Origin of the sequence: Arthrobacter sp. FW306-05-C (assembly GCF_021801725.1) — a bacterium.
Taxonomy (GTDB): Bacteria; Actinomycetota; Actinomycetes; order Actinomycetales; family Micrococcaceae; genus Arthrobacter.
In genome coordinates, this window is the sequence record NZ_CP084556.1 from 441,675 (window position 1) to 459,703 (window position 18,029).

Annotated in this window: 16 protein-coding genes; 9 read left to right on the forward strand and 7 right to left on the reverse strand. The window is 66.8% G+C overall.

Features of this window, described 5'->3' with window-relative positions:
- The first annotated feature begins 97 nt into the window (after positions 1 to 97).
- The 5 genes from LFT44_RS02150 (at position 98) to LFT44_RS02170 (ending at position 6,448) form a co-directional block, all read left to right on the forward strand.
- Positions 98 to 1,543, forward strand: coding sequence for a hypothetical protein (locus tag LFT44_RS02150; protein WP_236800837.1), 1,446 nt, complete (start codon positions 98 to 100; stop codon positions 1,541 to 1,543).
- A gap of 138 nt (positions 1,544 to 1,681) precedes the next feature.
- A complete protein-coding gene (locus LFT44_RS02155) occupies positions 1,682 to 2,524 on the forward strand; it encodes an IclR family transcriptional regulator (RefSeq protein WP_236800838.1) in 843 nt (280 codons plus the stop codon).
- Between the two features lie 125 nt (positions 2,525 to 2,649).
- Positions 2,650 to 4,356, forward strand: a complete 1,707-nt coding sequence (locus tag LFT44_RS02160; RefSeq protein WP_236800839.1) for a urocanate hydratase — start codon at positions 2,650 to 2,652, stop codon at positions 4,354 to 4,356.
- 91 nt (positions 4,357 to 4,447) lie between these two features.
- Positions 4,448 to 6,040: a histidine ammonia-lyase gene (gene hutH, locus LFT44_RS02165; protein WP_236800840.1), complete on the forward strand. Its 1,593-nt coding sequence runs from the start codon at positions 4,448 to 4,450 to the stop codon at positions 6,038 to 6,040.
- 162 nt (positions 6,041 to 6,202) lie between these two features.
- The gene (locus tag LFT44_RS02170) at positions 6,203 to 6,448 is read left to right on the forward strand and encodes a hypothetical protein (protein WP_236800841.1); all 246 of its coding nucleotides are present in this window, start codon (positions 6,203 to 6,205) and stop codon (positions 6,446 to 6,448) included.
- Between the two features lie 132 nt (positions 6,449 to 6,580).
- Here LFT44_RS02170 and LFT44_RS02175 read toward each other — a convergent pair whose 3' ends face one another.
- Positions 6,581 to 6,841 (reverse strand): hypothetical protein, encoded by a 261-nt coding sequence (locus tag LFT44_RS02175; protein WP_236800842.1) that lies wholly within the window; start codon positions 6,839 to 6,841, stop codon positions 6,581 to 6,583.
- 192 nt (positions 6,842 to 7,033) lie between these two features.
- Between LFT44_RS02175 and LFT44_RS02180 the strand changes: the two genes are divergently transcribed.
- Positions 7,034 to 7,924 carry a fumarylacetoacetate hydrolase family protein gene (locus LFT44_RS02180; RefSeq protein ID WP_236800843.1) on the forward strand — a complete coding sequence of 297 codons (891 nt, stop codon included), beginning with the start codon at positions 7,034 to 7,036 and terminating at the stop codon, positions 7,922 to 7,924.
- 1 nt (position 7,925) lies between these two features.
- On the opposite strand, the gene LFT44_RS02185 is transcribed toward LFT44_RS02180, so the two are convergent.
- The 4 genes from LFT44_RS02185 to LFT44_RS02200 are packed head-to-tail and all read right to left on the reverse strand — an operon-like array spanning position 7,926 to position 11,403.
- Positions 7,926 to 8,318, reverse strand: coding sequence for a universal stress protein (locus LFT44_RS02185; protein WP_236800845.1), 393 nt, complete (start codon positions 8,316 to 8,318; stop codon positions 7,926 to 7,928).
- A 36-nt stretch (positions 8,319 to 8,354) separates the two neighbouring features.
- Positions 8,355 to 9,893: a tripartite tricarboxylate transporter permease gene (locus LFT44_RS02190; RefSeq protein WP_236800846.1), complete on the reverse strand. Its 1,539-nt coding sequence runs from the start codon at positions 9,891 to 9,893 to the stop codon at positions 8,355 to 8,357.
- Positions 9,893 to 10,396: a tripartite tricarboxylate transporter TctB family protein gene (locus tag LFT44_RS02195; RefSeq protein WP_236800847.1), complete on the reverse strand. Its 504-nt coding sequence runs from the start codon at positions 10,394 to 10,396 to the stop codon at positions 9,893 to 9,895. Before LFT44_RS02195 ends, LFT44_RS02190 begins: the two co-directional genes overlap by 1 nt.
- The gene (locus tag LFT44_RS02200; protein ID WP_236800848.1) at positions 10,393 to 11,403 is read right to left on the reverse strand and encodes a Bug family tripartite tricarboxylate transporter substrate binding protein; all 1,011 of its coding nucleotides are present in this window, start codon (positions 11,401 to 11,403) and stop codon (positions 10,393 to 10,395) included. Before LFT44_RS02200 ends, LFT44_RS02195 begins: the two co-directional genes overlap by 4 nt.
- Before the next feature lie 318 nt (positions 11,404 to 11,721).
- Here LFT44_RS02200 and LFT44_RS02205 point away from each other — a divergent pair, with 318 nt between their 5' ends.
- Positions 11,722 to 13,302 carry a sensor histidine kinase gene (locus LFT44_RS02205; RefSeq protein ID WP_236802766.1) on the forward strand — a complete coding sequence of 527 codons (1,581 nt, stop codon included), beginning with the start codon at positions 11,722 to 11,724 and terminating at the stop codon, positions 13,300 to 13,302.
- A complete protein-coding gene (locus LFT44_RS02210; RefSeq protein ID WP_236800849.1) occupies positions 13,299 to 13,964 on the forward strand; it encodes a response regulator in 666 nt (221 codons plus the stop codon). The genes LFT44_RS02205 and LFT44_RS02210 overlap by 4 nt, the downstream gene beginning before the upstream one ends.
- 39 nt (positions 13,965 to 14,003) lie before the next feature.
- On the opposite strand, the gene hutG is transcribed toward LFT44_RS02210, so the two are convergent.
- Positions 14,004 to 14,990: a formimidoylglutamase gene (gene hutG, locus LFT44_RS02215; protein WP_236800850.1), complete on the reverse strand. Its 987-nt coding sequence runs from the start codon at positions 14,988 to 14,990 to the stop codon at positions 14,004 to 14,006.
- A gap of 202 nt (positions 14,991 to 15,192) precedes the next feature.
- Between hutG and LFT44_RS02220 the strand changes: the two genes are divergently transcribed.
- Positions 15,193 to 16,497 carry a cation:proton antiporter gene (locus LFT44_RS02220; protein WP_236800851.1) on the forward strand — a complete coding sequence of 435 codons (1,305 nt, stop codon included), beginning with the start codon at positions 15,193 to 15,195 and terminating at the stop codon, positions 16,495 to 16,497.
- 78 nt (positions 16,498 to 16,575) lie between these two features.
- Here LFT44_RS02220 and LFT44_RS02225 read toward each other — a convergent pair whose 3' ends face one another.
- A complete protein-coding gene (locus tag LFT44_RS02225; RefSeq protein ID WP_236800852.1) occupies positions 16,576 to 18,018 on the reverse strand; it encodes an NCS2 family permease in 1,443 nt (480 codons plus the stop codon).
- Positions 18,019 to 18,029 lie beyond the last annotated feature (11 nt).

The following is an 18,029-nucleotide window of genomic DNA, read 5'->3' on the forward strand; positions in this document are numbered from 1 at the left end:
ACTGGTACTCGCGCTCAGTGTGCTGCTCGCTCCACCCTCCCGGGCAGTGGACTATGGACATGACGTTTCGTGGCCCCAGTGTCCCGGCGGTCTTCCGATGCCTCCGGAGGGCACCGGGTTCGTGGTCGTGGGGCTGACCAGGGGACTCGCGTTCACTGAAAACCCCTGCCTGGACGGCCAGTACCAGTGGGTGCGCGACCACGGTGTCCGGGCCCAGGCCTACGCCATGGGTACATTCCCGACCCCCGAACAATACGACACCTACGGCGACGATGGCCCCCTGCCTGCAAACACCAGGCCGGACCGGCTGTACAACGTCGGATACGCCGAGGGCCGCGCGGCTCTCGCGTCCCTCGCGGAAGTGGGATGGCGGCCGGAGCGGATCTGGGTGGACGTCGAGCCCCGTCCGCAACAGCCTTGGCCCAGCTCCACCGCAGCCCAGCGGCAGGAGAACCGGTACGTCGTCTCCGGGCTCCTGGCCGCGCTGGCCGATGCCGGGTACCCGCACGGGATCTACTCCTATGCGAGCGCCTGGGAGGCCATCACAGGTTCGTGGCAGCTTCCCGACGAGCCCGTCTGGTCACCGGCGGGCCGTCTCGACTTCCCAAGTGAAGCATCGGACCTCTGCGTGAACCCCAGCTTCTCCGGTGGCACAGTCCACCTCGCGCAATGGACCGACGGGACCTACGATCACGACATGACGTGCATCGGGGTCTACCAGGCCCACGTTGCGATGATCGGCTGGCAGGCGAGCGTCTCGGACGGCGCCACCGCAGGAACGACCGGCCGGGCACTGCCGCTGGAGGCATTGCGTTTGTCCGTGGCAGGAGACCGCCTGTCGGGTGACATCCTGTGGCGGGGGCACGTGCAGAACATCGGCTGGCAGCCATGGACGACGTCGGCATCCCCGGTTGGAACGAGCGGGCTCGGTCTGCGCCTGGAAGCGTTCGAAGTGCGGCTGACAGGGAATCTGGCCTCGCAGTACAGCATCAGGTATCGCGCCCATGTCCAGAACGTCGGATGGCAGCCGTACGCGCTCGACGGCGCGACGGCCGGCACGGTCGGCCAAGGTCTTCGGATGGAGGCCGTGACGATCGAGCTGGTTCCGAAGGTCGAGCCGGCATTCACCGCCGTGTACGCCGCCCACGTCCAGAACCTCGGCTGGATGCCCAACGTCTCGGACGGGACCGTCGCCGGGACCACTGGTCAGGCTCTTCGGTTGGAGGCGTTGCGCCTCAACGTGTCCAGCACGGCCTACTCCGGCGACATCCAGTGGCGGGGGCATGTGCAGGACATCGGCTGGCAGCCATGGACGTCCTCGGCCAATCCCATCGGCACCATAGGGCAGGGGCTGCGTTTGGAAGCCTTTGAAATCAGGCTGAGCGGGGCGATGGCGACCCATTACCGGATCTACTATCGCGCCCACGTGCAGGATGTGGGCTGGCAGCCATGGGTCGCCGACGGCGGAACGGCAGGCACGACGGGCATGGGCAAGCGGGTTGAGGCAGTACAGATCCTCCTCGCACCCAGGTCCGGCGGCTAGGCCGGAACAAACCCCTGCGGCGACTGTCCGGAATTCCAGACAGCAACGCCGGCTGCGCAGGCCTCAAAGGGCCGAGGGAGGGCGCAAGCTTAAGTACGGGATACCGGACACAGCTACCCAGAAGGACCCTTCCACCCCATGAGCACTGCATTAAGCGACGACGCAAGAAGCGCCGAAACGCCAGCACCGCGCGCCGCGGCCAAGGCAACGTCAAAAGTTCCCGCCGCGGAAAATACCCTGCGCATCCTCAAGTTGCTGGCATCGCGGCGGGGTCCCATGGCCGCGTCGCAGATCGCGTCCAGCCTGGACCTGCCGCGGTCGAGCGTCTACCACCTGCTTGGGGTGATGGAGGCCAACGGCTTCGTCCTCCATCTCCATGAGGAGCAGCGGTACGGGTTGGGCATCAGCGCCTTCGAGCTCAGTTCTGCCTATTCCCGACAGGAGCCGTTGTCGCGTCTTGGCCGGCCCCTGCTTGCGAGCCTCGTGGACGCTATTGGCGAAAGCGCGCACCTTGCCGTGCTGCACGGGCGGGACGTGCTCTACATCGTGGAGGAGCGGGCCAAGAACCGCCCGTCCCTGGTGACCGACGTCGGCGTCCGCCTTCCCAGCCACCTCACCGCCAGCGGCCGCGCCATCCTGGCCGCGCTGCCCAAATCCCAGGTGCGTGCGCTCTATCCGAACGCCGCGGCCTTCAGTGCGCGCCATGAGGTGGAGGGAGCGATCATGAAGTACTCGGCCTTGTCGTCGCACCTGGACCACGTCCGGCAGCGCGGGTATGCCACCGAGCACGGCGAAGTGACACCCGGCTTCGGCTCCATCGCCGCAGCGGTCACCGATCACCTGGGCTGGCCGACAGCCGCCGTTGCCGTGACCTTCCTGGAGGACAAGCTGCCCGCGGAGGAGTGGGCGGTGCTGGCCGCCCACGTCCAGAAGGTTGCGGATGAGCTCTCCGCCCGGATCCACGGACGCCCCGTCAAATAGCCTTCGGGGGTCGTCTGGAATACCGGACACCGCAGGGTCAAAAGCCCTGTGACGGTGCTCTTCCAGAGGCTTTAGTTGATACAGAACTTCTTTCCTCCAACAGACACCACCCGAAGGAGCCCACCATGGCACCCGCCGATTTCACCACCGGTGCCCGCCCGGTCAAAGCAGCCCGCGGCACCGAGCTCACCGCAAAGTCGTGGCAGACTGAAGCGCCGTTGCGCATGCTGATGAACAACCTGGATCCCGAAGTGGCAGAACGCCCAGATGACCTGGTGGTCTACGGCGGCACAGGTCGCGCCGTTCGCTCGTGGGCCGCCTTCGACGCCATCACCCGCACCCTGGAAACCATGGAAAAGGACGAAACCCTCCTGGTCCAGTCCGGCAAGCCCGTCGGCGTCTTCCGCACCAATGAATGGGCCCCCCGCGTGCTCCTGGCCAACTCCAACCTGGTGGGCGACTGGGCCACCTGGCCCGAGTTCCGCCGCCTCGAGGCAGAGGGCCTGATGATGTACGGCCAAATGACCGCAGGCTCCTGGATCTACATTGGCACCCAGGGCATCCTGCAGGGCACCTTCGAAACCTTCGCGGCGATCGCCCGCAAGCTGACCGGAGACGAGAACGGCACCCTTGCCGGCACGCTGACCCTCACCGGCGGCTGCGGCGGCATGGGCGGGGCCCAGCCGCTCGCCGTCACCCTGAACGAGGGCGCCTGCCTGATTGTCGACGTCGACGAGTCCCGCCTCCGCCGCCGCGCCGGCAAGCGCTACCTGGACGAGGTGGAAACAGACCTCGACGCCGCCATCACCAAGGTGCTCAAGGCCAAGGAGGAGCGCCGCGGCTGGTCCGTGGGCTATGTTGGCAACGCTGCCGAGGTCTTCCCCGAGATCCTGCGCCGCCACAAGGCCGGCGAACTGACGGTGGACATCGTTACCGACCAGACCTCCGCCCATGACCCCCTGTCCTACCTGCCCGAGGGCATCTCAGTTGCGGAATGGCACCGCGAGGCTGAATCCGATCCGGAAGGCTTCACCAAGAAGGCCCAGGCATCGATGGCCAAGCACGTCCAGGCCATGGTGGAGTTCCAGGATGCCGGCGCCGAGGTCTTTGACTACGGAAACTCGATCCGCGACGAAGCCCGCAAAGGCGGCTACGACCGTGCCTTCGAGTTCCCCGGCTTCGTCCCGGCCTACATCAGGCCGCTGTTCTGCGAGGGGCTCGGCCCGTTCCGCTGGGTTGCCCTCTCCGGCGACCCCGAAGACATCCGCGTCACCGACGACGCTATCAAGGAACTCTTCCCGGAAAACAAGCACCTGCACCGCTGGATCGACGCCGCCCAGGAGCGGGTGGAGTTCGAAGGACTCCCGGCACGCATCTGCTGGCTGGGCTATGGCGAACGGCACAAGGCCGGCCTGCTCTTCAACCAGCTGGTCAAGGACGGCAAGGTCAAGGCCCCCATCGTGATCGGCCGCGACCACCTGGATTCGGGTTCCGTCGCCTCCCCGTACCGCGAGACCGAGGCCATGGCGGACGGTTCGGACGCCATCGCCGACTGGCCGCTGCTGAACGCCCTGCTCAACACCGCCTCCGGCGCCACCTGGGTGTCCCTGCACCACGGCGGCGGCGTAGGCATCGGCCGCTCCATCCACGCCGGCCAGGTCTCCGTGGCCGACGGCACCGACCTCGCCGCGCAGAAGCTTGAGCGCCTCCTCACCAATGACCCCGGCATGGGCGTCATCCGCCACGCCGACGCCGGCTATGAGCGAGCCCTCGACGTCGCCAAGGAACGCGGCGTCCGCATCCCCATGCAAGAGCCTTCCGCGACCAAATAGCCCATCGATTGCTCCGTACCTGTCGTTATGGACTCCGAAAACGACAGGTGCGGAGCAATCGATCCCCATAAGCCCACAAAAAGTAGGAATCATGACCCTGACTACCCACGAACCGCTCACCGTGACCCTTGGCCCGGCGGGCGTCACACCCGGGGATGTGCTCGCCGTCGCGCGCCACGACGCCAAGGTGACCATCGCGCCCGAAACCTTGGCGACCGTCGCCAAGGTCCGGGCCCATATCGATGACCTCGCCTCCAGTGACATCCCCGCCTACGGCATTTCCACCGGGTTCGGCGCCCTGGCCAACCGGCACATCCCCAACGAATTGCGCACCCAGCTGCAGAAGTCCCTGATCCGCAGCCACGCGGCAGGCATGGGCCCGGCGGTGGAACGTGAGGTGGTCCGCGGCATCATGTTCCTGCGCGCCAAGACTCTCGCTTCCGGCCGTACCGGTGTCCGCCCGGTGGTCCTGCAGACCATGGTGGACGTCCTCAACGCCGGCATCACTCCCATCGTCCGCGAGTTCGGGTCCCTGGGCTGTTCCGGGGACCTCGCCCCGCTGTCGCACTGTGCGCTGGTCTTGATGGGTGAAGGCGAAGCGGAAGGGCCCGACGGCGTCACGTACGGCGGGCGGGGAGAGCGGCCTGTCGCTGAGCTGCTTGCAGAGCACGGCATCGAGCCGGTCACCCTCGCCGAAAAGGAGGGGCTGGCATTGGTCAACGGCACGGAGGGCATGCTGGGCATGCTCTTGATGGCCATCGCGGACCTCCGGCAGTTGCTCACGACGGCGGACATTACCGCCGCGCTCAGCGTCGAGGCGCTGCTGGGCACCGACCAGGTATTCCTGCCCGAGCTGCACGCCGCCCTCCGGCCGCATCCCGGCCAGGCGGCCAGCGCGGACAACATGTTGCGCGTGCTTTCGGCTTCGCCGATCGTCGCCTCGCATAAGGTGGGGGACTCCCGGGTGCAGGACGCCTACTCGCTGCGCTGCGCCCCGCAGGTGGCCGGCGCTGTGCGTGACACCGTGGACCACGCGGAGCTGGTGGCCACCCGCGAGCTGGCGGCAGCCATCGACAACCCGGTGGTGCTGCCCGACGGCCGGGTCAGCTCGAACGGCAACTTCCACGGCGCACCGGTGGCCTACGTCCTGGACTACCTGGCCATCGCCGTTGCAGACTTGTCCTCCATTGCAGAACGCCGCACGGACCGGATGCTGGATCCCGCCCGCTCGCACGGCCTGCCCGCCTTCCTCGCCGCGGATCCGGGGGTGGACTCCGGGCTCATGATCGCCCAGTACACCCAGGCCGGCCTGGTCTCGGACAACAAACGGCTTGCCGTTCCGGCATCCGTGGACTCGATCCCGAGCTCCGCCATGCAGGAGGACCACGTGTCCATGGGATGGCACGCCGCACGGAAACTGCGGAAGGCGGTGGAGAACCTGCGCAGGGTCCTGGCCATCGAACTGGTGACCTCGGCCCGGGCCCTGGACATCCGGACCCAGCTGTCAGGAGGGGTCCTGACACCAGGACCTGCAGGGGCCGCCGTCGTGGCCGCCCTCCGGGAAGTGGTGGAGGGACCGGGGACCGACAGGTTCCTGTCCCCCGAACTGGAAGCGGCTGACCGGCTGGTGGCCTCAGGGGACGTGCTCCGGGCGGCCGAATCCGCCGTCGGACCCCTCGCCTGACGCCGAAGGATCTTCAGCCCCTGCCGCACTCCCGTCCGAAAGGCGGAATTTCCGGCGCCATGGCCTGCCGTGGCGCCGGGAGTGTAGTAGAACTGAAGGTGTAGTGAAAGTCACATCAAAGAAGCTGTGGCAGCAGAACGATACAAAGGGGTAGAAGTTCAAATGAAAGCACGTGGGGCAGTCCTGTCGAGGCGCAATGCCCATTCCGCTGTTGTGTCCAACTGGAAGTCACTCCAGGCCGGGGACCGCGTCGAGATCATCAAGCATGCGCATGTGGTGGCAGCCGGGGAAGTGGAAGAGGTATCGCAGAGCGGCAACGTCCTTTGGCTGGTTCCCGCCGGCCCGTCAGGTCCGGCGGAGAAGGAGCTTTTCCTGAAGTCCGACGGCGTCCAGGTTCGCCGCGGGTAGTCCCGCCAGCAGCGAAAAATCCCCGCACTGCCCAGACGGCGTGCGGGGATTTTTTGCTCCCGCCGCCCCTTGATGGAGGCGGCGGGGATGGAGGCGCCGGCGGCCGCCGACGCGTAAGTGATCAGGCCTGGATCAGGCGGCGAAGGACTCGTAGGTTTCGCCGAAGGGTACCGTTTCATCCAGGGCTACCGTGTAGCTTCCAGGGTGCAGCCTGGTAACAAGGATGCCGCAGGCGGCGTCCTTTGCCGCAACCTCGATCAGCTGGGCGACGGCTTCTTCGAGTCCGGCGTGGACCTCCCTGGCGCTGGAGAACTCCAGGCTGATGGACCGCGGAGCAGGCCCTTCGGTGGTCTCGGCAGCGGCGGGGGTGCGCTCCAAAGTGGCTGTAGTCATGTACTGAACTTTCTGTGTTTCGTGCCAAGATGGCTCCAACATTCTACCGGCTGCTCCGGATAGATGTCAGATGTCCGTCCTTTGGCTGCCGGTCATAAACCGTTCATTCGCGGTGCCGGAGGGCGATCAAGGACCATGGAGATGGCCCTCCACGGCCCGGAAGTCCCACCAAGACCTTGAGGAGAATTCGGTATGAAGATCATGCGCTTGGGCGATATCGGCAGTGAGCAGCCCGCCGTGCTGGTTTCCTCTCCGGACGGAACCGACCGGTACTTCAGCCTGCTGCCCGTAACGCGGGATGTGGACGCAGCATTCCTTGGTTCCGGCGGCCTGGACAAGGCCCGGAAGGCGCTGGAGTCGGGGGAGCTGCCGGAGATCAAAGACGCCGCTGTGCTCCGCATCGGTTCACCGGTGGCCCGGCCGGGCTCCGTGGTGGGAATCGGAATGAACTACGCCGCCCACGCCGCGGAATCCGGGGCAGAGCCGCCCACCATACCCGTCGTGTTCCTCAAGCCAAGCAATACCGTCACCGGCCCCTGCGACCCCGCCCCGATGCCCCCGCGCTCCACCCAGTACGACTGGGAAGTGGAACTGGGCATCGTTATCGGGAGGGAAGCCAGCTACCTCCACTCCACTGACGAAGCGGCAGGCTGCATTGCCGGTTACGTCACGGCCAACGATTACTCCGAGCGTGAGTACCAGTTGCCCGGGGCCGCCGGGCAGTGGACCAAGGGCAAGTCGCTTCCCGGGTCAACGCCCCTGGGGCCGTGGCTGGTTCCGGCAGATGAGATCGACGGCGGAAACCTGCGGCTGCGCAGCTGGGTGAATGGCGACCCGCGGCAGGATTCCACCTCGGCTGAACTCATCTTTGACGCCGCCACACTGGTTCACCACTGCAGCCAGTACATGCGGTTGGAACCGGGCGACGTGATCCTCACCGGAACTCCGCAGGGCGTGGCCCTCAGCGGCCGTTTCCCCTACCTCCAGCCGGGCGACGTGGTGGAAGTAGAGGTGGAGGGCCTGGGCCGCCAGCGCCAGGAGTTGTTCCGGACGCCGGCGGCCACTAAAGCCCAACTGGCCTGACTCACCCGGCCTTGACGGCCAGGACCGGGCAGTCCGCCTCCAGCAGGATGCGCTGGGACGTGCTGCCCATGATCAGCTTGCCCACGGGGGTGCGGCGGCGCAGGCCAATCACGATCAGTTCGGCTTTGTGTTCTTCGGCGGCGTCCAGCACCTCGGCCGCGGCGTCGTGGCCCCGAACGGGCCGCTTGACCAGGTACTGGATGCCCTGGCTGGCCAACCGCTGCTCAATGTCCTGGATCTCGCCTTCGGGCGCGAAACGGCTGTCCACCGCTGCCTCGCCCTTCGAGGAGTTGATCAGCACCAGGGTGGTGTTGTTCTTTCGGGCTTCGGTGATGGCCTGGGTCAAGGCAGCTTCGCCTTCAGGGGTGGGGACGTATCCCACAACGACGGTCATGCTCGTCTCCTTTTCTGCTGGTGGTTGGGCGGCTGTTCAGTCACTGTAGTCCGCGGCGCCGGAATTGGCCGGAACCAGGGGCTTGCGCTCCGCCCGGCTGCGCCGGATCAGCTTGTACGCAAAGGGCCACAGCAGGATGAGGGCGATGATGACGTAGATGACGACGGCGATCGGCTCACTGAAGAGCCCTGCCGGATCGCCCGCGCTCAGCTGAAGGGTCTTGCGGAGCTGGCCTTCGATCCGCGGGCCCAGGATCACGCCGAGGATCAGCGGCAGCACGGGCAGCCCGAAGCGCCGCATCATGAACCCGAGCGCGCCCAGCACCAGCAGGAGCACCAGGTCGAACGCCTGCAGGTTCACCGAGTAGGCGCCCAGCGTGGCGAAGAACAGGATGCCTGCATACAGGTACGGCCGCGGGAGCTGCAGCAACTTGGCCCAGAGCGGGGCAAGCGGCAGGTTGATCAGGAGCAGCAGCAGGTTGCCGATGAACAGGCTGGCGATCAGCGCCCACACCAGGGGCCCTTCGCTTTCGAACAGCTGCGGGCCGGGCTGGATGCCGTAGCTGGTGAAAGCTGCAAGCATGACGGCGGCCGTTGCGTTGGTAGGCAGGCCCAGTGCCAGCATGGGGGTCAGCGTACCGGCTGCTGCGGCGTTGTTGGCAGCTTCCGGACCGGCCACGCCCTCGATGGCGCCCTTCCCGAATTCCTCCGGGTGCTTGGTCAGGCGCTTTTCGGTGACGTAGGACAAGAAGGTGGGAATCTCGGCGCCGCCGGCGGGCAGCGCGCCGAAAGGGAACCCGAAGACCGTGCCGCGCAGCCACGGTTTCCATGACCGCTGCCAGTCCTTCTTGCCCATCCACGGCTGGCCCACCGGAATAATGTGCATCGGGGTCCGGCGCAGGTGCGCCGCCACCCAGAGGGCCTCGCCCACGGCGAAGATGGCCACGGCCACCACCACGATGTCCAGGCCGTCCGCCAGGAGCGGCTGGCCGAACGTCAGGCGGCGCTGTCCGGTGACCGAGTCCATGCCCACCAGGCCGATGGCCAGGCCAAGACCCAGGGAGGCGAAGCCGCGCAGCCGCGACGAACCGAGCACGGCGGTGACGGCCAGCAGGGCCAGGACCATGATGGCGAAGTAGCTGGGGGCGCCCAGGCTAACGGCGAACTTCACCACAATTGGTGCGCAGACGGCCAGCAGCGCGGTGCCGATGGTGCCGGCAACGAACGAGCCGATGGCCGCCGTCGCAAGCGCCTGTGCCGCCCGCCCTGCTTTGGCCATCTTGTTGCCTTCAATGGCGGTGACCACGGAGGACGATTCACCGGGGGTGTTGAGCAGGATGGAGGTGGTGGAGCCGCCGTACATGCCGCCGTAGTAGATGCCGGCGAACATGATGAAGGCGCTGGTGGGTTCCAGGGCGTAGGTGACCGGAAGCAGCAGGGCGACGGTCATGGCCGGGCCGAGGCCGGGGAGGACACCGACGGCGGTGCCCAGGATGACGCCGATGACGGCGTACAGGAAATTCATGGGGGTCAGGGCGGTGGCAAAGCCGTCCATCAGGGAGGACCAGACGTCCATTAGAGGATTCCTTCCAGGAGGCCGGCCGGCAGCGCAATGCCCAGGCCGAGGTAGAAGCCGTAGAAGGTCAGCAGGGACAGTGCCACGGAGATCAGTCCGTCCCGGATGTAGCGGCGGCTGCCCAGGGCCAGGACGCTGCCCCAAAACAGGACGGTCCCGGAAATTACCCATCCGGCCCAGTCGATGAGCAGGATGTTCGCAACGAAGGCCCCTGCCAGCGGCAGGATGGTCTTCCAGTCGGCGGGGTGGTCCAGGTCCACGTCTTCGCCGCCCTCGGCCTCGCCTTTGCCGCCGCGCAGGACGTTGATAGCCAGCAGGACCGCGCAGACCACCAGCATGCCTGCCACGATGAACGGGACGGTCTTGGGTCCTACCGGGTCAGACTTCGAATACGGGGTTGCCAGGCCGTTGGCGTCCAGGAAGACCAGGACGCCGGCCGCCCCGAGCAGGAGTGCGACTCCCAGCTCGGAGCGGCCTTTGAGACCTGTGGTCAGGGAGGTCACGCCAACCCAAGCTTGGTGAGGACGTCCGCCACCCGCTTGTCCTGCTCGGTGAGGAAGGTCTTGAACTGGTCACCGGTGATGAAGGCGTCGGTCCAGCTGTGGGTCTTCAGCGCTTCCTTCCAGCCGTCGGTGCCGTGCATCTTCTCCAGGGCGGCGATCAGTGCTTCCTTGTCCTTGTCGCTGATGCCCGGAGGGGCCACGACGCCGCGCCAGTTGGTGAACACCAGGTCGATGTTGGATTCCTTCAGCGTGGGTGCGTCCACTCCGTCCAGCCGCTTCTCGCCGCTGGTGGCCAGGACGCGGACTTCGCCGGATTCGATCTGCTTCAGGTACTCGCCGGCGCCGGAGGCGGCGAAGCCCAGCTTGTTGCCCAGGATCGCGGGCAGGAGGTCGCCGCCGCCGTCGTAGGCCACATAGTTGACCTTGGTGGCATCGATGCCCACGGCACCGGCCAGCTGCATGGGCAGCAGGTGGTCCGGGCCGCCGGGGGAGGAACCGCCGCCCACGGCGATGGAACCGGGATCGGCCTTCCAGGCCTTCACCAGGTCGTCAATGGTCTTGTAGGGCGAATCCTTGCCAACCATGATGGCACCCGGTTCCTCGATGAGGCGGGCCAGCGGGGTGGTTGAGGTCAGCTTGGACTCGGACTTGTTGGTGTAGCTGGCACCCACGACGCCCAGGCCCATGAGCATGGCCAGGTCGCCGTTGCCCTTCTCATTGACGATCCGGGCCAGGCCCACCGTCCCGCCGGCACCGGCCAGGTTGAAGACCTCGGTGTTGGTGGAGATCTTCGCGTCGTCCAGGACCTTCGCAGCGGCGCGGGCCGTGGTGTCGTAGCCGCCGCCCGGGGAGTTGGGGACCATGATCTGCAGGCCAGTGATGGGTCCGGCGGCGGCGCCGGTGCTTTCCGAACCGGTGGAGCTCTTGCCGGTGGCACCGCAGCCGGTTGCCATCAGGGCGATGCCGGCAGCAACGGCGGCAATTCGCAATGCGCGGATCTGGCGCATGTGTTCCTCTTCTCTCAAAACAAATCTGATCAGCATCAGTTGACTTGTGTTTCCGATGCCTTGCGGTTCCGATGCTAGGGGCGGCCGTGACGCCGATCACTCTTGTGTACGCAGAGAAAGTTGTGTTCATTGCGTTCACGTTTCCAAAACCCCACGGCGCCCCGCCCGAGCTTCGGGAGCGCGGCTTTGGGATATAGTTCCCGGTACCACCCGGCCCTGCGCCCATGCTGCTGCGCGCACTTCGCCCGCCAGCCCGCCGTGCCGGAGAACCCGCCCTGCCGCACCACCAGGAAGACCATTGTGACTCGACGACGAGGAATGTCCCTCGCGGGGCAATACCTGCTGCTGCAGTTGCTCATCGTCCTCGCGGTCCTGGTGGGCGTGGTGGCCATCTCGCTGGCCCAGTCCGCTGCCGCCTTCGAGCGCACTGAAGGCAGGCGGGCCCTGTCCGCTGCAGAAGCCCTGGGCGGAAACCCGGTGGTGCGTGAACTCCTCCCCGAGACGGAACCGCGCGGCGGCGCCGTGCTGCCGGCAGTGGCGGAATCGGTGCGCATCGTGTCGGGCTCCTCAAGGGTGGCCCTGGCGCGAATCGACCGGACCGTGGTGGCGTCCTCGGATCCCAGCCTGCTGGGCGAGCCGCTGGAGCTCGGTGCCAGCAGGGTGATGGAAGGCAGGGCCTGGACCGGAGTGGTGGGCGGGACGCCGGCCCCGCTGCTGTCCGCGCACGTCCCGGTCCTGGATGACACCGGGCACATGATCGGGATCGCCTCCATCAGCCGCAGCTATCCCACCATGCTTGAGCGGCTGGGCGAGGCCGTCCCCAACCTCCTGACATACCTGGGTGTTGCGAGTGTCCTGGGCGTGGCCGGGTCCCTGCTGCTGTCGCGCCGGGTGAAGCGGCAGACCCTGGGCATGGAGCCGAGCGAAATCACCAGCCTGGTGGAAAACCGCGAGGCCATGCTGCACGGCCTCAAGGAAGGCGTGGTTGCGCTGGACCTGCACGACCGGATCACGGTGGCCAACCACAGCGCCCGTGCCCTGCTGGGCCTCCCGCCCGACTGTGTGGGCAAGCGCGTGGCGGGACTCGCCGTCGAACCTGCCCTGAAGGAAGTCCTCACCCGCGAGCAGCCCGGCCCGGACCAGCTGCTGCTGGTGGGGGACCGGCTGGTGGTGATGAACCGGCTGCCGTTCGAATCCCGGGGCCGCGTGATCGGCTCCGTCACCACTTTGCGCGACCGCACGGAACTTTCCGAGCTGGAACAGGAACTGGGAACCACCCGCACCGCCACGGACACCCTCCGCGCCCAAGCCCACGAGTTCGCCAACCAGCTGCACGTGATCTCAGGCCTGATCCAGATCGGTGAGTACGATTCCGTGGTCCAGTTCGTCAACGGTGCCACCGTGGACCGGACCCGACTCAACGATGAGGTGACCGGCCGGATCAAGGACCCGGCGCTCGCGGCCCTGCTGATCGCCAAGTCCAGCCTTGCCGCCGAACGCGGCGCAGCCCTGCAGTTGGACCCGGACTCAGTGCTGGACAGGGTCGATGACGCGCTGTCCCGGGACCTCACCACAGTGGTGGGGAACCTCGTGGACAACGCGTTCGACGCCGTCACGGGCCTCCCGCACGCAGCCGTGAGGGTGTTGGTGGATGGCAGGGCCGGTGAAGACGTGGTGGTGACGGTGCGGGACAACGGTCCCGGCGTTCCGGGTGGCTCCACCGACCGTATTTTCCGCCAGGGCTTCACCACCAAGGAACCGGGCCCCGCCGGCAGCCGCGGCTTTGGCCTGGCGCTGTCCCGGGTGGTCTGCCGCCGGACTGGCGGGAACCTGACCGTGGCCAACGATAATGGGGCTGTCTTTACCGCTGTGCTGAAACGAGGAACCAACCAGCCATGATCAAGGTCCTGATCGTCGACGACGACTTCATGGTGGCCAAGGTGCATGCCGGCTTTATCCAGCGCACGCCGGGCTTCACCGTGGTGGGCGCGGCGCATACCGGCGCCCAGGCCATCGCGGAAACCGGACGGCTCCAGCCCGACCTGGTGCTGCTGGACATCCACCTCCCGGACATCAATGGCCTGGACCTGATGCAGCGCCTGCGCGACGTGGCTCCCGAGCTGGACGTGCTGGTGATCAGCGCCGCCCGGGAAGTGGAAACCGTGCGGAAGGCCCTGCGCGGCGGCATTGTCCACTACCTGATCAAGCCGTTTTCGCAGTCGGACCTGCAGGAACGGCTGGAGCACTACCGCAACGCCTACCAAAGCCTGGATGCGTCCAAGGACGTTGCGGAACAGTCTGATGTCAACCGGGTGTTCGGCCTGGACCGCGCTGAACGTCCACTCCCCAAGGGCTGCAGCATCGAGACGCTCAGGCTGGTGGAGGCCGCGCTGAACGCTGCCACCGGCGACGTGTCTGCGGCGGAAGTGGCCGAGGAACTCGGAACCTCCCGGGTCAGCGCGCGCCGCTACCTGGAGTACCTGCATGACGAAGGAACGCTGGACGTGCGGCTCAAGTACGGCGTGGGCCGTCCGGAGCGCCGGTACGTGCTCAAGGCCTGACCGGGCCAACGGGAAGAGGCTGCCAAGCCCGACAGGCCGTCAGCGCAGGAGGGTGTCCACCAACCGTGCCGCGGTGCGGGCGGTGCGGCCGTCGATGTCGAACGCAGGATTGAGTTCCGCTACATCCAGGTGCAGCAGCTTCCCGCTTTGCGCCACCTGCCGGCACGCCGCCGATATGACCGGCAGCGGCACGCCGTAGGCCGCAGGTGCGCTCACCCCGGGCGCGACGGCGGCAGGCAGCACGTCCAGGTCGATGGTCAGGTACAGGACGTCAATGTCTGCCAGGAAGCCGTCGACAAAGTCCCGCACCCGGTCCGCGTCGCACTCCTCGTCCAGCAGGTACCGGACGCCCAGCTTGTCGGCGGTGTCGAACAGGACCTGCGTATTGTTCGGTTCCGAGATACCAACGACGGCGTAACGGAATCCGCGGCCGGCGTCCGCTTCCGCGCGGGCCATCTGGAGGAACGGGGTCCCTGAACTGGGAATGGGCTCGTCCCGGAGGTCGAAGTGGGCGTCAAGGTTCAGGACGCCGAGGCGCTGCCCACCTTGGACGGCGGACGATGCGGCGACGCCGAGGTAGCTGGCGTAGGCAGTTTCGTGGCCACCGCCCAGCACGACAGTCTGGTGCCCGGCGTCGAGCAGGGCCGCCACCGCCCGGCCAAGCCGTTCCTGGCCGGCTTCCAGGCCTTCCCCTGACACCACCACGTCACCAACGTCAGCCACCGCGCGGTCCAGGTGGAAGGCCAGCGGGCCAAGGGCTTTCCGCAGGGCAGCCGGGGCCGCGGAGGCCCCGGTACGGCCCTTGTTGCGCCGTACGCCCTCATCGCTGGCGAAACCCAGCAAGGCGGCAGGCTTCCGGCTGGCAGGCTGAGGCAACCCCTTGTCCGGAGCCCCGGCCGCTCCCTGCCACGACGCACTGCCGGAATTCACAGCCTGCCACCAGCGGCGGTGGCCGGGACCGTCGCCGTCGTACCTTCCTGTCCAAGGCTGGGGCGGGACATCTAGTGCGGAGAGCTGGAACGACATTCTCCAAGCTCACCGCATGCCGGCGGCGAAAACCAGCAATACCGCCGTCGTCCTGTCCGGGATCCAAGAACCCTGCCGGTGGCCAGGCATTGGCGGGAAACCGCCCCCGATGGGTACAGGGAATAGGGTGAGACCCAGCGGGTCCGCGGCAGCATGCAATCCCTGCCGGCCGTCAACCCAACAATTCCAGGCTGGAGAGCCCATGTTTGAACCCCCCGACATCCTTTTTGCTGCGGCCGGCCTGGCCGTTTTCATCGCCGCGGTACTACCCAAGCTGCTGCGCAATATGCCGCTGTCCATGCCGATGGTCTTCCTTGGCGCAGGAATGGGTGCCTTCGCCCTGATCCCCTCGCTGCCGGACCCGAACCCGGTGGAACACAGCGACTTCGTGATGCACCTTGCCGAAGTTTGCGTGATCATCTCGCTGATGGGTGCCGGGCTTGCCCTGGACCGGCCGGTGGGACGCAAGCGCTGGGCCACCACCTGGCGGCTCCTGGGCATCGCCATGCCGCTGTGCATCGTGGGACTCACCCTGCTGGGCATGTGGTTCCTGGGCCTGGGGCTGGGCGCGGCGCTGTTGGTGGCCGCCAGCCTCGCGCCCACCGACCCCGTGCTCGCTTCGGAGGTACAGGTGGGCGAGCCCGCAGACCAGGACGAGCACGCGGACAAGGAGGATGAGGTCCGGTTCGGCCTTACTTCGGAAGCCGGGCTCAACGACGGCCTGGCGTTCCCGTTCGTGTACCTTGCCATTGCCATCAGCGTCGCCGGGGCCAGCCCGTCCGCGTGGTTCGGTGAATGGTTTGGATTGGACGTGCTGTGGCGGCTGGCCATCGGGCTTCTCGGCGGCTTCCTCACCGGCAAGCTGCTGGCCAAGCTGTTCTTTTCAGCCCGCGCCGAAAGCCTGCGGCTGTCAAACCACTCGGAAGGGTTCGTGGCACTGGCGGCGACGTTCCTGGCCTACGGGCTGACGGACATGGTGGAGGGTTACGGGTTCATCGCAGTGTTTGTCTGCGCCGTGACCATCCGTGCTGCAGAACGCACCCACGGCTACCACCGGGTGCTGCACTCCTACGTTGAGCAGCTGGAACGGCTTCTGACGGTGGTGATCCTGGTCCTGCTCGGCGGAGCCATTGCCCGGGGGCTGCTTGCCGGCGTCGGCCCTGCGGAAGTGCTGGTGGCCTTGGCTTTCCTGCTGGTGGTTCGGCCGCTGGCAGGCTGGCTGGGCCTGCTGGGCGGCAAGACCGGCCCGCGGGAACGCGTGGCACTGTCTTTCTTCGGCATCCGCGGAATCGGTTCCGTGTACTACGTTGCGTTTGCGCTGGCGGAGGGCCACTTCACGGACCAGGCACGCTGGCTCTGGTCCTTCATTGGGTTGGTCATTGCGCTGTCCATCGTGATCCACGGTGCCACCACATCACCGCTGATGAACCGGCTCGACCGGCTGCGGCAGCGCAAAGCCCTGGCAGTATCCGGGGACGAGGGGCTGGCCCCGAACACCCCGGTGTAGGCGCGCCTGCAGAAACCCGGTCATACACAAAGGGGCTGGTACGGCATCCGCCGCACCAGCCCCTTCTGCAGGCAAGGGTTACTTCATGCCCAGTGCGGCCTCGATGGTTCCGATGGAGAAGAACAGCAGGAAGGCTGCCGCCACGGCCCACATGAGGGGGTGGATGTCCTTGGCGCGGCCCTGAACGGTGCGGATGAGGACGTAGCTGATGAAGCCGGCGCCCAGGCCGTTGGCGATCGAGTAGGTGAACGGCATCAGGGCGAAGGTCAGGAACGCCGGGATGGCGATGCCCCAGTCCTGCCAGTCGATCTTGCCCACCTGGGACACCATCATGAAGCCCACTACCACCAGGGCCGGAGCCACTGCCTCGAACGGCACCAGGTTGATCAGCGGGGTGAAGAACATGGCCACGAGGAACAGCAGGCCGGTCACGATCGAAGCGATGCCCGTCCGGGCACCCTCTCCAATGCCGGCGCCGGCTTCAACGTAGATCTGGTTGGAAGATACTGAGGCGCCGCCGCCGATGATGGCGCCGAGTGCGTCCACCTGGAGCACACGGTCGACGTCGGGGATGTTGCCATGCTCGTCCACCGTGCCGGCTTCGTTGGCCAGGCCCACCATGGTGCCCATGGCGTCGAAGAAAATGCTGAGGAGGATGACGAAGGCCAGCAGCGTGGCGGCCACGAAACCAAGGTGCCCGAAGGCACCGAAGGGGTTCGCCTTGCCGATCAGGGAGAGATCAGGTGCGGCCCAGCCGGAGAATGCGGGCGCCACCAGGGACCAGCCCTGCGGGTTGAAGTTCTTGCCGTCGAAGCTGGGCCCGATGTGCAGGGTGGTCTCAAGGATGACGGCCAGCACCGTGGAGGTGATGATGCCGATCAGGATGGCGCCCTTGATCTTGCGCACCACCAGGGCGATGGTCAGGATCAGGCCGAACACGAACACGGCGGTGGGCCAGCCCAGAAGCTTGCCTTCGAAGCCCAGGCCGACCGGAACGGTGGTGCCTGCAACGTCCGGGATGCGCCGCACGAAGCCGGCGTTAACCAGGCCAATCAAGGCGATGAAAAGCCCGATGCCCACGACGATGGCGGTCTTGAGTCCCTCCGGTACGGCTTTGAAGACCGCGGTCCGGAAACCGGTGAGGACCAGGATCAGCATGGTGAGGCCGGAGAGGACCACCAGGCCCATCATGTCCGGCCACGTCAGGCCGGGGTTGGTGGCCACGGTGACCGCGACGAAAGCGTTGACGCCCAGGCCGGTGGCCAGCGCGAAGGGGTGCCGCCCCCACGCCCCCATGAGGATGGTCAGGACGCCGGCCACGAGAGCCGTCACGGCGGCAACCGCGGTGAAGCCGAGCGTTGTGCCGTTGGAGTCCGGCCCGGACAGGATCAGGGGGTTCAGAACCACGATGTAGCTCATTGCGAAGAACGTGGCGAACCCGCCGCGGACCTCGCGGGAAAGGTTTGAACCGCGCTCGGTGACCCTGAAATACCGGTCCAGGGCAGAGCCTTGCTTAAGCATTAGTCCTCCGG

Bases quoted from the DNA above. Each gene is read 5' to 3' on its own strand.
- LFT44_RS02225 (WP_236800852.1), bottom strand. From the start codon at position 18,018: ATGCTTAAGCAAGGCTCTGCCCTGGACCGGTATTTCAGGGTCACCGAG.
- LFT44_RS02160 (WP_236800839.1), top strand. From the start codon at position 2,650: ATGGCACCCGCCGATTTCACCACCGGTGCCCGCCCGGTCAAAGCAGCC.
- hutH (WP_236800840.1), top strand. From the start codon at position 4,448: ATGACCCTGACTACCCACGAACCGCTCACCGTGACCCTTGGCCCGGCG.
- hutG (WP_236800850.1), bottom strand. From the start codon at position 14,990: ATGTCGTTCCAGCTCTCCGCACTAGATGTCCCGCCCCAGCCTTGGACA.
- LFT44_RS02155 (WP_236800838.1), top strand. From the start codon at position 1,682: ATGAGCACTGCATTAAGCGACGACGCAAGAAGCGCCGAAACGCCAGCA.
- LFT44_RS02200 (WP_236800848.1), bottom strand. From the start codon at position 11,403: ATGCGCCAGATCCGCGCATTGCGAATTGCCGCCGTTGCTGCCGGCATC.
- LFT44_RS02220 (WP_236800851.1), top strand. From the start codon at position 15,193: ATGTTTGAACCCCCCGACATCCTTTTTGCTGCGGCCGGCCTGGCCGTT.
- LFT44_RS02170 (WP_236800841.1), top strand. From the start codon at position 6,203: ATGAAAGCACGTGGGGCAGTCCTGTCGAGGCGCAATGCCCATTCCGCT.
- LFT44_RS02185 (WP_236800845.1), bottom strand. From the start codon at position 8,318: ATGACCGTCGTTGTGGGATACGTCCCCACCCCTGAAGGCGAAGCTGCC.
- LFT44_RS02150 (WP_236800837.1), top strand. From the start codon at position 98: ATGCCTCCGGAGGGCACCGGGTTCGTGGTCGTGGGGCTGACCAGGGGA.
- LFT44_RS02210 (WP_236800849.1), top strand. From the start codon at position 13,299: ATGATCAAGGTCCTGATCGTCGACGACGACTTCATGGTGGCCAAGGTG.
- LFT44_RS02205 (WP_236802766.1), top strand. From the start codon at position 11,722: ATGTCCCTCGCGGGGCAATACCTGCTGCTGCAGTTGCTCATCGTCCTC.
- LFT44_RS02190 (WP_236800846.1), bottom strand. From the start codon at position 9,893: ATGGACGTCTGGTCCTCCCTGATGGACGGCTTTGCCACCGCCCTGACC.
- LFT44_RS02180 (WP_236800843.1), top strand. From the start codon at position 7,034: ATGAAGATCATGCGCTTGGGCGATATCGGCAGTGAGCAGCCCGCCGTG.
- LFT44_RS02175 (WP_236800842.1), bottom strand. From the start codon at position 6,841: ATGACTACAGCCACTTTGGAGCGCACCCCCGCCGCTGCCGAGACCACC.